The 17,053-nt window shown below is 58.5% G+C and carries 15 protein-coding genes and 1 pseudogene; 8 read left to right on the top strand and 8 right to left on the bottom strand.

Features of this window, described 5'->3' with window-relative positions; genetic code table 11:
• The first annotated feature begins 21 nt into the window (after positions 1 to 21).
• From FBZ99_RS19920 to FBZ99_RS19910, 3 genes are all read left to right on the top strand, one after another.
• The gene (locus tag FBZ99_RS19920) at positions 22 to 1,053 is read left to right on the top strand and encodes an ABC transporter substrate-binding protein (protein WP_145634465.1); all 1,032 of its coding nucleotides are present in this window, start codon (positions 22 to 24) and stop codon (positions 1,051 to 1,053) included.
• A 963-nt stretch (positions 1,054 to 2,016) separates the two neighbouring features.
• Positions 2,017 to 3,144, top strand: coding sequence for a LysM peptidoglycan-binding domain-containing protein (locus FBZ99_RS19915; protein ID WP_145634463.1), 1,128 nt, complete (start codon positions 2,017 to 2,019; stop codon positions 3,142 to 3,144).
• Positions 3,141 to 3,965: a hypothetical protein gene (locus tag FBZ99_RS19910; RefSeq protein ID WP_145634461.1), complete on the top strand. Its 825-nt coding sequence runs from the start codon at positions 3,141 to 3,143 to the stop codon at positions 3,963 to 3,965. Before FBZ99_RS19915 ends, FBZ99_RS19910 begins: the two co-directional genes overlap by 4 nt.
• Positions 3,966 to 4,075: 110 nt before the next feature.
• On the opposite strand, the gene FBZ99_RS19905 is transcribed toward FBZ99_RS19910, so the two are convergent.
• From FBZ99_RS19905 to FBZ99_RS19895, 3 genes are all read right to left on the bottom strand, one after another.
• Positions 4,076 to 4,501, bottom strand: coding sequence for a DUF4168 domain-containing protein (locus FBZ99_RS19905; RefSeq protein ID WP_145634458.1), 426 nt, complete (start codon positions 4,499 to 4,501; stop codon positions 4,076 to 4,078).
• A gap of 566 nt (positions 4,502 to 5,067) precedes the next feature.
• Positions 5,068 to 5,976, bottom strand: coding sequence for a 5-dehydro-4-deoxyglucarate dehydratase (gene kdgD / locus FBZ99_RS19900; RefSeq protein WP_145634456.1), 909 nt, complete (start codon positions 5,974 to 5,976; stop codon positions 5,068 to 5,070).
• A 38-nt stretch (positions 5,977 to 6,014) separates the two neighbouring features.
• A complete protein-coding gene (locus FBZ99_RS19895; protein WP_113353222.1) occupies positions 6,015 to 6,989 on the bottom strand; it encodes a mannonate dehydratase in 975 nt (324 codons plus the stop codon).
• Positions 6,990 to 7,349: 360 nt separating this feature from the next.
• Here FBZ99_RS19895 and FBZ99_RS33495 point away from each other — a divergent pair.
• Positions 7,350 to 7,474 (top strand): annotated as a pseudogene (locus tag FBZ99_RS33495) (ABC transporter ATP-binding protein); the annotation flags it as partial.
• Positions 7,475 to 8,079: 605 nt separating this feature from the next.
• On the opposite strand, the gene FBZ99_RS19885 reads toward FBZ99_RS33495, so the two are convergent.
• The 5 genes from FBZ99_RS19885 to FBZ99_RS19865 form a co-directional block, all read right to left on the bottom strand.
• Entirely contained in the window at positions 8,080 to 8,712 is a 633-nt protein-coding gene (locus tag FBZ99_RS19885; RefSeq protein ID WP_113331104.1) for a phosphoribosyltransferase family protein, read from the bottom strand.
• On the bottom strand, positions 8,702 to 9,382 hold the full coding sequence (locus tag FBZ99_RS19880; protein WP_113388742.1) for an energy-coupling factor transporter transmembrane component T family protein: 681 nt from the start codon (positions 9,380 to 9,382) through the stop codon (positions 8,702 to 8,704). The genes FBZ99_RS19885 and FBZ99_RS19880 overlap by 11 nt, the downstream gene beginning before the upstream one ends.
• Positions 9,379 to 10,902: an ABC transporter ATP-binding protein gene (locus FBZ99_RS19875; RefSeq protein ID WP_145634454.1), complete on the bottom strand. Its 1,524-nt coding sequence runs from the start codon at positions 10,900 to 10,902 to the stop codon at positions 9,379 to 9,381. The genes FBZ99_RS19880 and FBZ99_RS19875 overlap by 4 nt, the downstream gene beginning before the upstream one ends.
• 19 nt (positions 10,903 to 10,921) lie before the next feature.
• On the bottom strand, positions 10,922 to 11,494 hold the full coding sequence (locus tag FBZ99_RS19870; RefSeq protein ID WP_113353226.1) for an aminotriazole resistance protein: 573 nt from the start codon (positions 11,492 to 11,494) through the stop codon (positions 10,922 to 10,924).
• A 448-nt stretch (positions 11,495 to 11,942) separates the two neighbouring features.
• Positions 11,943 to 12,656 (bottom strand): phosphoribosyltransferase family protein, encoded by a 714-nt coding sequence (locus FBZ99_RS19865; RefSeq protein WP_113353559.1) that lies wholly within the window; start codon positions 12,654 to 12,656, stop codon positions 11,943 to 11,945.
• Here FBZ99_RS19865 and FBZ99_RS33895 point away from each other — a divergent pair.
• From FBZ99_RS33895 to FBZ99_RS19845, 4 genes are all read left to right on the top strand, one after another.
• The gene (locus FBZ99_RS33895; RefSeq protein WP_442966495.1) at positions 12,655 to 13,719 is read left to right on the top strand and encodes a substrate-binding domain-containing protein; all 1,065 of its coding nucleotides are present in this window, start codon (positions 12,655 to 12,657) and stop codon (positions 13,717 to 13,719) included. The genes FBZ99_RS19865 and FBZ99_RS33895 overlap by 2 nt on opposite strands.
• Before the next feature lie 307 nt (positions 13,720 to 14,026).
• Positions 14,027 to 14,641 (top strand): DUF3846 domain-containing protein, encoded by a 615-nt coding sequence (locus FBZ99_RS19855; protein ID WP_233789999.1) that lies wholly within the window; start codon positions 14,027 to 14,029, stop codon positions 14,639 to 14,641.
• A gap of 275 nt (positions 14,642 to 14,916) precedes the next feature.
• Positions 14,917 to 15,411, top strand: coding sequence for an Lrp/AsnC family transcriptional regulator (locus FBZ99_RS19850; protein ID WP_113353229.1), 495 nt, complete (start codon positions 14,917 to 14,919; stop codon positions 15,409 to 15,411).
• Between the two features lie 119 nt (positions 15,412 to 15,530).
• Positions 15,531 to 17,027, top strand: a complete 1,497-nt coding sequence (locus FBZ99_RS19845) for an NAD-dependent succinate-semialdehyde dehydrogenase (protein ID WP_145634452.1) — start codon at positions 15,531 to 15,533, stop codon at positions 17,025 to 17,027.
• Positions 17,028 to 17,053: the final 26 nt, after the last annotated feature.

Below are 17,053 nucleotides of genomic sequence, written 5' to 3'. Positions count from 1 at the left end.
CAGAGACGTGGAGGAAAAACTATGGAACGCAGGACATTTCTGATCGGGACGGCGAGCTTTGGAATTGGCGCTTCGCTTGCGGGGATTCTGCCGGCGGTGGCGCAGGACGCAAAGCCAGAAAAGCCGGACCTGTTGATCGGAGTCGGCGGCAAGCCGCTGCTCTATTATCTGCCTCTGACGATCGCCGAACGGAAGGGCTTCTTCAAGGAAGAGGGTCTCAACGTCACCATCAATGATTTCGCCGGCGGTTCGAAGTCGCTGGAGGGACTGATCGGCGGCTCCCTCGATGTCGTCGCCGGCGCCTATGAACATACGATCCGCATGCAGAACAAGGGTCAGGATATCGTCGCGATCTGCAATCTTGGCCGCTTCCCCGGCATCGTCATCGCCGTGCGCAAGGACCTCGCCGGCGAGATCAAGTCGATGGCGGACATGAAGGGCCGCAAGATCGGCGTCACCGCGCCAGGCTCCTCGACGGCGCTCATGTTCCAATATGCCATGCTGAAGAACGGACTGAAGACGGACGATGCGTCGCTGATCGGCGTCGGCGGCGGGGCCGGCGCCGTTGCCGCGGTCAAGAGCGGTCAGATCGACGGCCTTTCCCATCTCGATCCGGTCATCGCGCAGTTGCAGTATGATGGCGACGTCACGGTGCTTCTGGATACGCGCACCGAGGCCGGTACACGTGCGCTTTTCGGTGGTCCGAACCCGGCCGCGACCGTCTACATCAAGCGCGAATTTGCGAAAGAGAACCCAATCACCACGCAAAAGACGGTCAATGCCTTCATGAAGGCCCTGAAATGGATCGCGACAGCAAGCCCCGAAGATGTCGCCGGCGTCGTTCCGGAGGAATATCTGCTCGGCAATCGTGACCTCTACATGCAGGCATTCAAGAATTCCAAGGAAATGTATTCCCCGGACGGCATGGTCACGCCGGAAGGCTATAAGTCCATGATGGGCGTGTTGAAGACGCTCGATCCCGAACTCGCCAATGCCGACGTACCCTTCGAGAAGACATTCGATCCGACTTTCGCCAAGGCTGCAAAGATCTGACCGAAGCAACGGGTCTGCCCGGCGGTTGACCGGGCACATCCATGCCCTGTCGGCTCTCGGGCTAGCGAACCAAAATCCCTATCAGATCGGCGAGCGTCGGTGGGCCGGCGTGATGCTGGTGGCGAAGGCTCTCCCGCCTTATGGATCCAGCCCGCTGCTGTCTTTGCACGTCAAGCGATCATAACGGCGACTAAAAGCTTCCATCCCTCTCGAAAAAATCAACCAGGCGCCTAGATCACGCATGGTAGTGTGATCTGAGGTGTAGCGAGGTTTTATTGCCCGTGCCTTTCGGCGGCTTCATTCGTCGCCAAACGCCGGGATTCAAGCGGAAATCTATGGAGCACCAACGGCATGGCTTCACCCGCCAAACTGTTTCGAGCGCCCTTCCTAATTGCCTTATTTATCCTTTCCTGCGCGATTGCCTGGGCCGATGATGCCGGTCAATCATCAGGTGGGGCTCAGCTCCCGCGACCGACGAGCAGCTATAGAGCGACGGCGACGGAAAATATCCGCAATACATCAACTCAATGGATATAGAGACTATGACAATATCAACCTAAGGCTGAACAAAAATGAATCAGCAAGTGCGTGGGACGGACAGACCTTTTATGACGAGCTCGACGGCACCAACAGACCAGACCGTGACTTCACCATAGCCGATAGCGTCTCGCTCTGGATTTGCCGCGGAACGACGAACTTGGCCAGGCGCTGACAGCAATAAACGAAGTCACTTACTTGCCACCGCGACAAGCCTCGGCGTTCTGGAACGGTCGATCCTGTCGATTTTACCGCCACGGCCATCGGCAGCGCGATCATATTTTATGCAGCTAACGGTGGAATATCTCTACGTCAGGTATGATTAGTAATCTCATTGTCATATGACGATAGCGGAAACCTGATACGGCGTTGACAGGCGCATCAGCCAACTATCCTATTCCGTAAAGCAACACACGGGGGAAAAGTATGATCGGCACACGATATCAGATCAAGGCGGGCGATACGCTCTGGTCTATCGCCCACGAACATCTCGGCCATGGTGCGCAATGGCCGCGTATCTGGCGCTATAACAACCGCCGCGATGTCATTCGCACCACCGGACATGGAATTCCCGATCCGGATTTGATCCATACCGGCAGCACAATTCTGATCCCCGTTCTGCCAGGTCAGCGCGAGCATGGCAGCAACGGCCATAACCATACACCGCATACTTCGCGGCATCATAATCCCTCGACATCCGCCGCCACTTCGGCGGCGCATTCAGCCTCCCCGCAGCCACTTCGCGCCGGCAACCCGGCTACGGAACTGAAGAAAGAGTTGCCGCACGTCTATTCGCCGATCTCGATCAAGTACCGCTTGAACGATCTGACAATGCCCGTCATCGAGACCCCGACAGCGACGATCGAGTTCCGCATGACCGGCGATGTCGTCCTGATGACGGACAAGCGCTACCCGGCGACCTATGTGAGCAATGGCGGACGGCTGGAAACGCAGATTTCGCAGCAGGCCAACGTCGCTTTCGGCCAGCTCGTTGGCGACACCCGCTTCATCTACGATTCGAAGAAAAAGGAAGTGACAGTGCGTTCGATGCTGGTCAGCCAGAGCACGACGCCCAACGCGGCCGCCACCGCGGTTGGCGTCGAGTTCAGCTCCAGCAGCCCGATCCCGAAGCTGCGTGCCGAGGTCCGCTTCCCCAAGCTGCAGGGCAGGATCGGCCCGTTCCACTATGTCGCGATGAGCGTGGCTTTTGTGATTCTGATCACGCCTAAAGCACAGATTCCTCCGTCTGCGCCTTCGCCCCAGGCCGTGCGTGACGCGGTGCGTATCCGCGAGCCCGATGAAGGAACAAACTGGAGCCGCGTCATCGGCACCGGCCTGGTCATCGGTGCTGGCGTCATTGTCGTCGGCACCCTCGTCGAGGATTTCTTCTCCGGCGGCGTCGGCGTTGCCGATGATCCGGCCTCCTTCGCGGCCGCCGGTGCCTCGCTGACGCGCGGCCTCGCCATGCTTCGGGGTGCGGCCACCACAGCCCTGCCACGCGCCGCGGTTCCGGCCGCCGTGCATGTCGGCGCCCGGGTTGGACTGGCACATTGATTGTCTCACGGCGTCTTCTACTTGGCGCAGCAGTGGTTCTGGCAGGGAGCGGTTCCTACCTTCTCGGCCGATCTACACCGAAAGAGGATACCATTGCCGATGCTGATGCGTATGCGGCCAAGCTTGGCCGGCAACAGGGCCTGACGATCGGCTTTGGCGATCCATCAACCTTCTACGTGCCACCCTATCTACCTGCCGATGCGCCGGTGGAGGGCGTCGTGTTGAGCCCTGCCGACCACACTGCCGTGAAGGACTCGCTGCGCGGCATTGCCAGGGCTTTCGAAGCTTATCCGGATCAATGTCTCGGGCGGATCATCAAGGCGATCTTCATCGCCGGCAAGATTTTGATCGACGGCGCCGAAGCGGGAGGCACCTATGGGCAGGACTGGATATTTCTCGCCGCACCCTCCGACGTATCGGCCGAGACGCGTCAGCTGACCGCGGAGCTTGGCGTGCACCACGAAACAAGTTCCTTCATTTGGCTCCGCAATGATGCGCTGCAACGGGCCTTCACCGCGCTCGAGCCAGCCGGTTGGCAATTTCAGAACAGTGCGACCGATCAGATCGCTCGCAATGGCCAGACCGCTCCACCGGTGGAAACCGGCTTTCTCTCCGCCTATGGCGCGACAACCTCGGAGAATGACTTCAATACCTATGCAGAGATCGTGTTTTCCGATCCGGAGCGTCTGATAAAGCTAGCCGAAAGCGTACCGATCATCGCAAAAAAACTCGCGCTGACACTCGATTCCTACATCGCCGTCGACGGGCGGCTGCGCGAGACCTTCGCTCGAAACGGCCTGCTGAAAGCGGCCGTGCGATAGACCGGCCGTTCGCCTCACCGACATCTTCATCGCGATGAAGATGTCGGTCGACGCCGCGCCGAGATGCGGCATCGACCTGATATCACGTTATGTGGAGATCGTTTCGTCGCTTACTGTTGTGCAGGTGCGGCTTTCTGAATCTTATCCTGGACTTTCTTGACGATTGCAGGATCCTTCTTCGCAGCCGTTAGAATTGCGTTGTATTCGTCTACCGACATCCCAGGAGAGGTCTGAACGGCCTGCACCATCTGCTTGCTTGCCTCAGTCTGCAGCTGTTGTTTCGCGGTCGGATCCTGTGTCGCGCCGATCTTGGCCGAATATTCCTGCCTAATCTTATCCACCTGGAGATAAGCGACCGCAAAAGCCTCTATTTTTTGATCGCTGACCGTGGGGGCGGCAGCATTGCTATCGGGCTGCTGTGCTTGGGCAGGCTGCTGCTCTTGTGTTGCTTGCTGTGCGAAGGCTTGATTGCTGAGAACCATCAGGCTCAAGGCTGCAGCGGTCAACGATACAGCGGGGATATGACGAATCATCATCTCAATTCCTCTTGGTCGTGCGGGGGGAACACCTCTTTGATGGCGTAGAGCGAAATTTGGCATACCGTATTGGATTCAGCCGCCGGTTAGGGTCGAGGAACGATCCGGCGGCAATGTGGCGGTCAAACGTTTTCTATGAGGCAATAGCATGGCGATCCCCTGACCATGACGCGGCAGCTTCATGGCGATTGCTTATCGCGTATCCATGACGTCATTGGTCTAAAGAATCGGTCGGTGTGACAGGCGGACCGCTGACTACACGGCCACCACGCCTCTCCGCGAGACGAAGCAGCCGTGATCTTTGTCCCTCATCGGGGATGGGTGACGATTTCGACCCAGTTCGCGCGGCCTCGACGGAATAATAGTCGATTAGCATGAGCACGCCATTTGACTAGTCATGGCATGGACGAATGTCTGGCAAACAGACATGTGTAGATGCAAGCATTGCCGAGGTGGCCATCATCTCGATAGAAATTCGAGACGGCAAGCTAACCACGAGTATCTTCCCCCTGCAAAGCGCGATCGCCGGCATGGCCGACGATCATTCGCATGTGCTTGGCTGTGCCTCACGCGGCCCTGGCCGTCTCGATGATCTTTGCGAGCGCTGCCAGTTCCTCCGGCGTCAGATCGGTCAGCGGCGGGCGCACAGGACCTGGATCCTTGCCGAGAACATGCAAGCCGGCCTTGATGATCGAGACCGCATAGCCCTTCTTTCGATTGCGCAGGGCGACGAACGGGAAGAAGAAGCCCGTGAGGATTTCATCGACCGTTGCCTGATCTCCGCCCCGCAACGCGCTGTAGAAACGCTGGGCAAGCGCGGGAATGAAATTGAAGACGGCGGAGGAATAGGTCGTGACGCCTGCGGCGAAATAGGCTTGGGCATAGACTTCATGGGTCGGCATGCCGCCGACATAGACGAGACGGTCCTTGAGGGTCGTGGTGATCTCGATCACCTTGTCGACCTCACCGACCCCGTCCTTGTAGCCGATGAGATTGGGGCACTCGTCGGTAAGCCGTGCGATGCTGTCGGCGCTGAGCACCGCATTGTCACGGTTGTAAACGATGACGCCTATTCCGACGGATTGGCATACAGCCTTGACATGAGCAATCAGGCCGGCCTGTTCGGCGAACATGAGATAAGGCGGCAGGAGCAGCAGACCGTCCGCCCCCGCCTTCTCGGCTGCCTTGGCGATCTCGATGGCAAGCGACGTGCCATAGCCCGTGCCCGAGATGATCGGCGTATTGCCCGCGGATGCCTTTGCGGCGCGAACGACCTGCGGGATTTCGGCGGGATTGAGGGAGAAGAACTCGCCGGTTCCGCCGGCGGCAAAAAGAGCGGCGGCATCATAGCCTGCCAGCCACTCGACATGGCGGCGGTACTTCGCCTCGTCGAATTTGAGGTCGCTGTCGAAATGAGTGACGGGAAAGGACAGCAGACCGCTGCCAACCGCCTTTTTCAGTTCAATCGGGTTCATATCGGAATCCTGTTATCGATTGGTAGGGGCGATGGGTCTCAGGCGCCTTCGAGTGACTGGACGAGGGCGGCGATGTAGCCGTAGCAGAAGGCGAAGGCGACGCCGGTCGGGTCCCGGCCGCTGATGGTCGGAACATGATCGGGCATCAGCATGTATTGGTAGCCGACCTCCTTGTAGACCTTCGCGGAGCGGACCATGTCCATGTCGCCCTCATCCGGGAAGGTCTCCATGAAGGAGAGCTTGCCACCGCGAATGTTGCGGAAATGGACGTTGAAAAGCTTGCCGCGCGTGCCGAACCAGCGGATGATGTCGTCGATCTCCTCGCGCGGATTGTCGAGCATCTCGCCGACCGATCCCTGGCAGAAATTCAGCCCGTGATAGGGGCTTTCACGCATCAGCACGAACTTCTTCAAGCCTTCCACGGAGCCGAGCACACGCGTGACGCCGCGATAACCCGGCGGTGTGTAGGGATCATGCGGGTGGCAAGCGAGGCGGACGCGATTGCTCTCCGCCACGGGCACAACCCGCTCCAGGAAATAATCGATGCGCTCCCAGTTCTCGTCTTCCGACAGGACGCCGGCAAGGCCGGGGGCGGCGTGGTGGTCCGCCTTGTCCCAGCGGAAGCTCGCATTCATCGAACCGCCGCGTCCAGGCTCTTCCGGCGTGCGCGGTATGCCGATGAGATTGAGATTGTATTTTGCCGCGGGGATGCCGGCCGCCGCCACATCTTCGATGAGCTTGCAGACCGCATCGATCTGGCGATCGCGATCCGGTCCGGCAAGTAGAATATCAGGATAGGATGCCTTTTCGATCGGTTGAGACGGCAAGGGAAGCTGGATCATATCCAGAATCAGCCCGAAACTCTCGACCTTGTCGCGAAGGCGCTCAAGATCGGATAGCGTCCAGCTCTCCGGCTTTCCCGGCGGGTCCGCACATATATGCTTCAGCCCCAATTGCGCGAAAACGCGATAATCGTCGTCGTCGCGCGCCTCGACCTGTGTTCCTACATACACCGAGCGTCTCTCCCGTGAGATTGATCCATATCATATGACATAATATGAATTCTTAGAGGTGTCGAGAGCTATTGCCGCTCCGTGAGGAGGCGACACCCGCAATCGCTGATATCGAGCCGCCCCATCTCCGGCCTTATCAAATGCCACCCCATCTGGTACCTTTTACCGCCAAGCCATATGGCAACCGATCGATTGCCCGTTACGCCAGCTTCAGGCAACCCGGGTCTCATGTCGCCACTTTTGACCTCCGCTCATTCGCATCAGGTCATCCGCCTGGCCTTGCAAGCCATGCCGATTTTCGATAAATCATAATATGACATATAGACAACATCATACGTATTACATCGCACTCCCGGGAGGAGCCATATATGCGATCGCTTGCTGATCATGAAGGACGGGACCTTCGTCGATGAACTGACTAAGGCGGATTTGAAGGCCGGCACCACGCCTATACGCGCGAACTCTTCGAGGCGAGTTCCCTTTAAGTGGGCGTGACCGATAGCCGATCGCTCCATCTTCACGCGAAGGCAGATCGTCATCCGATTCCTATCGTGATCGTGATTACGATTTTCGTGGCCATGATTTTTCTACAACGGAATGCGGAAGTCCGAAGGACAGGTTGATGTAGGGCCATTCGCCTCGTTTCGATATGGTCCATGATGATGGTGGGTTTGCATTCATCATATGATCCTGTAATCGAAGACGGATGATGCACAAGTTTCTTGCTCTCCTCTTGATCGGTCTCACGCTTTCCGCATGCGAGCAACGCGGCACAGAGGCCGTGGATTGCCCGTCGCAAACCCCAAATCTGGAAGCTATGGGTCCCAATGGCGTGTATGAGTTCCGCGAGGATTGTGATCCCCATGCCTTGACATGCATCGATCCCAACAAGAAGGCGCGAACGGGTGACGGTACCGTCATCTGCAGGGTCCGGAAGCAATAGGCGCCGTTGCGAGCTTGCCGGAACTTCGGAACGTCTGAGGACCATATGACCGAAGTCCGGGCGTTCAGATGGCACGCCCAGACGCAGCGCATCGAACATGTGTCGAAACAGCGGCGGCGACGAAATACGTTTATTGCAGCCGTGGCCTCAGGTGCCGGGAATTGGCTCCCAGGCAGAATTGCCGGTCCTGGAGAATTGAGGAATATGAGCGAGGCCCTGAATGAGGTCGCAATCGGATCCCAGCGTCTCCTGCCAGTCTCGGGCCTCGGTCAGGATAACGCCAATGCCGACAACTTCGGCTCCCGCCTTGCGCACCAATTCCAGCGAACCCTTGAGGCTTGACCCCGAGGCGACCACGTCGTCGACGACAAGCACGCGCTTGCCCTTGAGAAGGGGGATCGCCGCGCGGTCCAGCAGCAGGCGCTGCTCGCCCTTGGAAGTGATCGAGGAGATGCGTTGTTCCAGCGCATTTGCCAAATGGATCTTCGGCGACTTCTGCAGGACCACATAGTTGTCGAGGCCGAGCGCCCGCGTCACTTCAATGGCGACGGGAATGCCGAGTGTCGCCGTACCGACCACGATGTCGGGCTTGAGCGACGCGAACTTGGCGGCAAGCTTGATGCCGACGTGCTCACCGAATTTCACGCCGAGATCGATGACCATCATGAGGGAAATGGCAAAATCCGGTTTGATAGCCACGATCGGCAACTCGACGGCATAGCCAGCAACATCGACCTTCCAGTTCTGCCCGGTTCTAGGGTCCGCGGTCTCAGGGGTCATGGGCCTTATCCTTCATACTGAGGCGCTGCTCGACCATCAGGCCGACTTCTCGCCAGGTTGTTCGCTTGTGTTTCAGATCATACCCGTAAAGGGTGAGGGAAAACGAGATGGCGTGCGCCATGCGGATCGCTTGGACGAGCAGCGGAATGCCGCGTGCCAGCGCAAAACGCAATTTTGTCGGCAGGCTGACATTGTCGATCTCCATGCCGCGAGAACGCTGGGCGTCCGCAATGCGCTCGAAATCATCGCGCAGCATCGGAATGACGCCGAAGGTCAGTGATAGGACGAGCGTGGCGATGGACGGCAGCCTCGCAGCGCTTGCCGCCGCCAATATTTCGCCCGGCGAGCTTGTCTCCATGACGAAATAGAAGGCGGCAGTCGTGGTCACCAGCCTGGCGGCCATCGCCGCCGCGACCGACAAGGCTTCCGGCGTCGAAAGACCCTGCAGCCAGAGATTTATCATCCAGCTCACCATGACCATGCCGGTCAGCAGCGCGGCGCCCTTGAGGTAGCCGCGGAGCCCGGGAACCCTCAAGCTCCATAGAAGGGCCAGGCAGATAAGCGCAAGGGGTACTCCGAACCGCCAGCCCGGGGCAAACCAGGCGGCCATCATGATGATGAAGGCGATTCCCAGCTTGATGAAGAAATTGAGCTCATGAAGCCGCGTCATGCCATGCTCCACGCTGTCATATCGTAGGGTGCTTGCCATCCGAGAGAACCGAAGGTGCCGCTTTCCCAGCCGTCTTCGGGCGCCCCCATGAACGCGATCCTGCCATTGTCGAGGATCATCAGGCGGGTAGCCAGATCGTCGACCAATTCCAGATCGTGCGAGATCAGCATGACCGCCCGCCCCGAAGACTGCATCGACGAGATGAAACGTTCCAGCATTTGCCGGCCTTTGATGTCTCTGCTCAAAAGCGGCTCGTCGATGATGGCAACAAGCGCGCCGGTCGCATCGGCGCAAGCAAGCCCCAGCAATGCTTGCTGGCGGGCCGAAAGAGCAAACGGATTGGCTTCCGCCAGGTCGGAGAGTGCGTATCGCTCCAGCGCTGCCTTGGCGCGCGCAACGACGGCCGGGTCGCTCGACGATGTCCTCGACGCCGTAATGGCAAAGATCACCTCGCCGATTACGGTCATGTTGAACAGGATATGGCGCATGTTCTGGGGAATGTATGCGATCTTGCGCGCCCTCGCCGCAACAGACCAGTCGTCAGCCTTTGTCCCGTCGAGAAGAATGGAACCCGAGGTGGTTTTCACCAGCCCGAGGATCGATTTGAACAGCGTCGTCTTGCCGGCACCATTGCGGCCGATGAGCGCCAGCACGTCCCCAGCCCGGATATCGAAACTGACGTCCTTCAATACCGGGTTGCCGCGCGATCGGGAAAGCTGGCTCGTCAGACCCGAAACGGTCAACAGCGGGCGACCCGGCTCAGCGGTCTGCCGCGCCGGCCGGGCGCGCATCGGTGGCAAAATGCCCGCGTCGATCCAGGCGGCGTCGTGCTTAAGCACCGTCTCCGGCGGCATGCTCGGAGAGACGCCGCCGCGACGCATCAGGGCAATGCTGTCTATTACGGATCGGAGTGTCAAAGGGTCCTGTTCCGAGATCAGCAGTGTCGGGGTGCTGTCCAGCACTTTCAGCAGGATATTGGACAGCCGCACGCGCGCGGCGGGATCAAGCCCGGTCGTCGGTTCGTCCAGCACCAGAATCGATGGGCTCGAGACGATCGCCGCGGCGATGGTGACCATTCGCCGCTCACCCCCGGAAAGGGTGAGAACCCGACCGCCGCTCAGGGCCTGTAGCTCGAATTCGGCCATCAGTTCGGTCAGCCGGTCCCGAATCTCGTTGCGCTCGATGCCCTTGTTTTCCAGGGGAAAGGCGATGACGTCCTCGACGCAGATATCCCAAAGCTGGTCTTCGCTATTTTGCGACACGAAGCCAATCGTGCCGAACAGTTCCTTCTTTGTGAAGGAAAGCAGCGGGCGGCCAGCAAGCTCCACCTGCCCGGAGAATTCGGCAACTGGAATAAGGCGCGGAATCAGGCCGGCGGCAACGCCGAGCAATGTCGACTTGCCGCTGCCCGCTTCACCACAGACGAGAAGCCGCTGCCCCTCGTCAAGCATGAGATTGGTTTCGGCAAGCACCGGCGCAGCGCCGCCGAAACCGATCGTCAGATTAGCGATATTGAGCACTTGTTGATCCAGATCGGGTTCAGAAGCGCTTGAAACCGGATGGATGCGCACTCTTCAGGATTTTCATGGCCGGGATGATCAGAAGCGGCGTGCCGACAACCATCGGGACGATGTCGGACAGGCCGAGATAGCCAAAACCCCACCAGAACGGGAAAATGCCGAGATAGGCAAGGCTCGCAGACACCGCTGCCACCATAACGAGCCCGACGATAAGGCAGACCACGGCAATCTTGATCAGCCCACTGCGATCGAAGGTCGTCTTGGCAGGATCGAAAAGCAGCCCTGGCACGAGGCCGGTCAGGCCGACCATGATGCCGTCAACAAGAAGCGAATGCGCAGGTATGAAGGTGCCGGCCAGCAGCGACCAGACGATGGTGCCGAGATAGCCGCAAATGAAGCCGCTGCGCCAGCCGAGCAGAATGCCGATCACCGATGGCAGAAAGGCGAAAATGCGCCATTGAATGACGCCAGGCACGAGCTGGATTGGATTGGCATAAGCCCAAAGCACGCCAGTCGCGGCAGCCGCCACGATCGAGAGTACGATAGGAAAGAGTGTATTGCCGTCGGTTTGTGAAACGGTCGCTGGTTGCATGATCTTGGTCCCTTTAAAAAGCAATTTCCAGAAATTCTCGGAAAACCCATTGGATGGTCCTCCGCGATCATTCAGGCGCAGTTTCGCGCTCTCTTATTGACGCATCCGATTACTCAGATCCCGGACTTCATCCAATCACGAACGGAGACCGGGACACCACACCCTACAGACCCTCGGGATCCCCCATAGACTACTGCTTCAGCCCCCTAAAACTCACAGGGACAATGGAGAAAAGGCCAGCGTAACGCGCGGTTTGGAATTGCAGTAGGAATGCAATGCCCGCGCACGGAAGTTCTCTCCAACATTCAAACGACGTATAGGAAATTCAAATCACGAAAACCACCCATGATTGCATATGGAACTTGATCTAGCACACGCAGTATCGGCAGGCCAATCCAATCACGCGCGTCGCGACCAACGCGAGCGACAAAGATAGTCGGCACCCTGCCTATATTCGCACGACGTCTTTCTCGGCCATGGAACGTTTCCGCCGGATCCGCGCGATCGGCTTGCTGACCGAAGCGCGATCTTCCGTCCAAGCATCCTTTTCGGTCGCGCCATCCGGCGTCGCCACTCCCTCGATAACATCAAACTGCGGAATGTGGCCCAGACTGGTCACCAGCTTGGCGTCCTCTCCGAGTAGCGTCCGCCAGGAATGACCTTCGGTCAGAATGGCGCCCGCACCAATTATGTTTGCGCCGGCACGACGCACGAGCCTGATCGCCGCCGCCATGCTGGAACCGGTGGCGATGACATCGTCGACAACCAGAACGCGTCTGCCCTGAAGCAGCCTTATCGAACGGCGATCCAGCAGAAGACGCTGTGGCATTGCGGTCGTGATGGAACGAACATCCTCGACCAAGGCGTCGGCAAGGTGAAATTTGGGTGATTTCTGCAAGATTACATATCGATCGATGCCAAGGCGCCGCGAGACCTCGATGGCGACCGGGACGCCCAAGGTCGCGCTGCCCACGACGATGTCGGGCCGCAACGGCGCAAAATGACGGGCCAGGGCCTCGCCGACGAGATCTCCGAACCGGATACCCATGTCGATGACCATCAGCAATGCGATTGCTCGCCGATCGCTCAGCTGGACGATCGGCAAGTTGAAATTCTCGCCTGCAACCTGCACCTGATGGGTTTGCGGGGTCTCCAGATACATGCTGCGGCCTTCTTGGCACATTGATTGCATTCAAATTATTGTCTTAATAGACACTAGATCACACAATTTTTACAACCAACAAAATTCGTCCGGTGTGTTTCCTTTTCTTCAACGAGGTATACTTCCGAATGAGCCGACTCCTGTTTTCTCGCTTCGCGCATTACCTCGACGAGATAGCCAACCATGGCTCGATCAGAAAAGCCGCGGAAAGACTGAATGTGTCGGCTTCGGCGATCAACAAGCAGCTCATCAGCGCAGAGGAGGAATTCGGTGTTGCCCTGTTCGAGCGCCTGCCGCGCGGCATGCGGCTGACATCGGCGGGCGAACTGCTCGTGGCTACAGGGAATGGAATAAGGACCTTTCCCGCATCAAATCCGAGATCGAGGAACTGAAGGGACTACGCCGCGGCGAGGTGAAAATCGCGGCTTCCCAGGAAACCGTGCCCGATTTCCTGCCGGCAGTGATAGCGCGATTCACGAAGGACCACCCTCGTATCCGCAATGCGATCGCAGTGGAGGATTCCGATCGCGTGCGACAGCTGGTCAGGGACGGGGACGCAGATTTCGGACTGACCTTCAGCCCCCTGCCCCTGCCGGGGGTCATTGTTACGCGCTCCGCCGATTTTCATCTCATCGCCATGCTGCCCGCAGGCGTAGAGCAGCAGGACAGCATCTCCATCGGCGAATTCTTCAAGAAGCCGACGATCGTTCCCGACACCAGCAGTCATCTACGTGATGTCGTTGATATTGCGGCGGCGCGCATCGACATCCGCTTTCAGCCTGTCTTGACGACCAACAGCTTGTCGCTCATGCGGTCCATGGTCCGCGAGGGCTGCGGTTTCGGGGTGACCGCGATCGCTTCCGGCATGCCCCTCCCGCATGAGGACGGATTGCACTATTCTCGCTTAGCCGACAGCGGCTTGCCGCCAATGATCCTTTCCTTGATCGTTGACCCCAGACGCAGCCTCTCGATGACATCCATCATTGCCCGCAGATATTTCGAGGAATATCTCGATGAGATCGCAGTTCGAGCCGGAAAGGCATCCGCGCATTCATTGGAATAGTCGCTCCCTTGTCTGGACAGGATGATCCTTGCTCGGCGGCGCTATCCATCACGGCGCTATCTCGCCTCCGTCGACCCATTATCAATCAAAGGTGGCAGGCATCGCCTTTTTTACTCCAGCTTGAGATGTCAACGCTCATGTCATTTTCGTGAGCGGCAGGCCGGAGCGCTGGCGCGTAACGTTATTCATGCATCGCGGAAGTATTCGGGGGCCGCTAAAGCAAATGTGGCTCAATATATTCGGATTAGAGGCCTCGGGGACACGTCGCCGTTGAAGAAAAGGCAACACACCGAACGAATTTTGATGCTTGCAAAAGTTGCACAAGCTCGCGCCTATAGGGCCAATATCTTCTGCTGCTAATTCTCGAGGTGGCATGGGAATGGCGAATGATTATAGCCCATATGAATCCCATAGGAGAGCACGACCGCAGCTTCGCCTCGTTCGTGCGCAAGAACCGCACTTCGTCGAACGGCAAACGGAAGAAATTCCCATGCCAGAAGCCAAGTCATATCTTTTAAGCACGGTCGACGGAACGATCCGGACGGTGATGCTTCCCGCCGGCAACCGGATCGAGCACATCCGCAAGTTGGTCGGCTCCAGTGGGATCGATATCGTCCGCATCGCGGACTCCCATCTTCTCTATGCCGATAATAACGGCCTTATCGACGGACTTTCCAGCATAGCGGATTTGAAAGATCACCCCTCGCCGCTGGCCGGCAATCTTTTGATCGTCGGCAAGGATGAAAGCGGCAAGACCACAAGCGTCAGTGCCAACATCGACGAGGTCGCTTCCTGGTTCACGATCATTCGTCCGGTTTTCCTGCCCGTTTTCGAAACCGTGCGCGAATCTCAAATTCTCAGCACGCGCGTCATCCGTCTGGATGTTCGCATTGAACGCTCGATCCCGAACATCATAGAATAAGGCGCGAGAAGATTTGGCATCGCAGCGCAAATTAGAAATATCTATTATATTTTTTTCCATGATACCCCGCTGACGGGATGTGAAGAGCATCGCTCGTCAACCTGTTTTCCGATAGCCGCATAACATAATCAGCGCCCATCCGGCAGATAAAGAGCCTCATTCAGGATCAGACAACGCCGCGCGATCAGCCCAATTCCACGAAGCAAGCTTGTCAGCTCTGGTTTCGAGTGCCATTGGTCTGGAAACGATAAGTGACGACAACAAGCAGCTTTCACATGAAACTTGATGCAATCGATCTGCGGATACTGGACGCCATTCAGCGCGATGGCCGCATCACCAAGCTCGCGCTGGCCGATAAGGTGGGATTGTCGCCGACGCCATGCTGGCTCCGCCTTCGAAAGCTGGAAAAGGCTGGAATTATCACTGGTTACCATGCACATCTGGCACTGCGGCGTCTTGCTCCGATCGCCAGCGTCATGGTCGAGGTCACGCTCGCCAATCATCGCCAGGCGGATTTCGAGCGCTTCGAACGAACGGTCGCGGCGACGCCGGAGATCGTGGCCTGCTGGGCCGTCGGCGGTGGCGTCGATTACATCCTGAAGATCATGGCGGCAGATATCGATGCCTATCAGCGTCTGATCGACGACCTCCTAAATCGCGACCTCGGGATCGAACGCTATTTTACATACATCGTGACCAAGACCGTAAAGGAAGAAACGGTGCTTCCCGTCGCCGACCTGCTTTCCCCGGATGCGCCTGGCGGCGAATAGAGAGATTCTCTACAGACACCATTCACTTTAGGTCCTTTCTCTCTTCCAACCACCAGCAATGGACAATCTCTCGCGGCGTTCCATGGCAGCATCGGGTATCTGGAACGAGAGACCCGACCATGACCGCGCTCCACGCTCGCGCCACCTATCATGAAGCCCTTTCAAGGCTGAACGACCGCCATCTGCTGCGAGATCTTTCCTATATTGCCGGTCGGTGGGTCGCCGGCAAAGCCAATCAAAGCTTCGAGGTCACGGACCCTGCATCGTCCGCGACGCTTGCCTGGGTTGCCAGTCTCGACAGGCAGGAGACCGTCGGCGCCATCGATACTGCCGCGCGTGCCTTTGCAGCCTGGCGTTCACTGCTGCCACAGCAGCGATCAGCGATTCTGCGCAAGTGGTATGAACTCATGCTGGAGGCGCGCGAGGATCTGGCGCTCATCATGACGCTGGAACAAGGCAAGCCGCTCGCCGAATCTCGTGGCGAGATCGATTACGCCGCAGGCTTCATCGAATGGTATGCCGAGGAGTCAAAGCGCATCAATGCTGAGAGCGTGACCAGCCATCTGCCAAATGCCGAAATGATCGTGCGCCGGGAAGCGCTTGGCGTCGTCGGCATCGTCACCCCCTGGAACTTTCCTTCCGCCATGATCACGCGTAAGGCCGCTGCAGCGCTTGCGGCCGGCTGCACCGTCGTCGCTCATCCGTCGTCCGAAACTCCGCTATCGGCGCTGGCCCTTGCCGAACTCGGCGAACGTGCCGGGCTTCCGGCCGGTGTGTTCAATGTCGTGACCGGTGATGCCGCAACCATCGTCGGCGCCTTCTGCGACGACCTCCGGGTCAGGGCATTGAGCTTCACCGGCTCGACCGGCATCGGCAAGATGATCGCCGGCCAGTGTGCGGGGACAATGAAGCGTCTTGTGATGGAGCTTGGCGGCCATGCGCCCTTGATCGTCTTCGACGATGCGGATCTCGGCCGCGCCGTCGATATCGCTATCAGTGCCAAATTCGCGACCTCCGGTCAGGACTGCCTCGCCGCCAACCGTATCTTCGTCCAGCGCCCGATCATGGACGCTTTCGTTACGGCGTTCGCCAAGCGCATCGAAGCTCTTAAGGTCGGGAACGGATTGGATGGCACCTCCGACATCGGGCCGCTCATGCATGAACGTGCGGTTGCCAAGGTCGAGGAGCAGGTCAGGGACGCCTTGCAGCATGGCGCAAGGCTCGTTACCGGCGGCAAGCGCCATGCGGCCGGCTCCCTCTTCTTCCAGCCGACCCTGCTCGTCGAGCCTGCGCCGGACGCGTTGATCATGCACGAAGAAACCTTCGGACCGATCGCAGCCGTCAGCGTCTTCGACAGCGAGGACGAGGTGGTGGCCCGGGCTAACAACACGGAATATGGCCTCGTCGCCTACGTTGTCACGGCCAACGGTGCGCGGCAGATGCGGCTTGGCCGATCGCTTGAATACGGCATGGTGGCCATCAACCGCGTGAAGATCACGGGCGGCCCAATTCCCTTCGGCGGCTGGAAGCAATCCGGTCTCGGCCGCGAAGGCTCCCGCCACGGCATCGAGGCTTTCACCGAGCTCAAATATCTCTGCGTCGACACGACAGCCTGACGCCGCGAATAAAAAAGAAGGAACGA

The sequence above is a fragment of the Rhizobium sp. ERR 1071 genome (genome assembly GCF_007828675.1).
Classification (GTDB): Bacteria; Pseudomonadota; Alphaproteobacteria; order Rhizobiales; family Rhizobiaceae; genus Rhizobium; species Rhizobium dioscoreae.
Note: the sequence above shows the minus strand (reverse complement) of the source record. Positions and strands in the feature narration are given on the sequence as shown.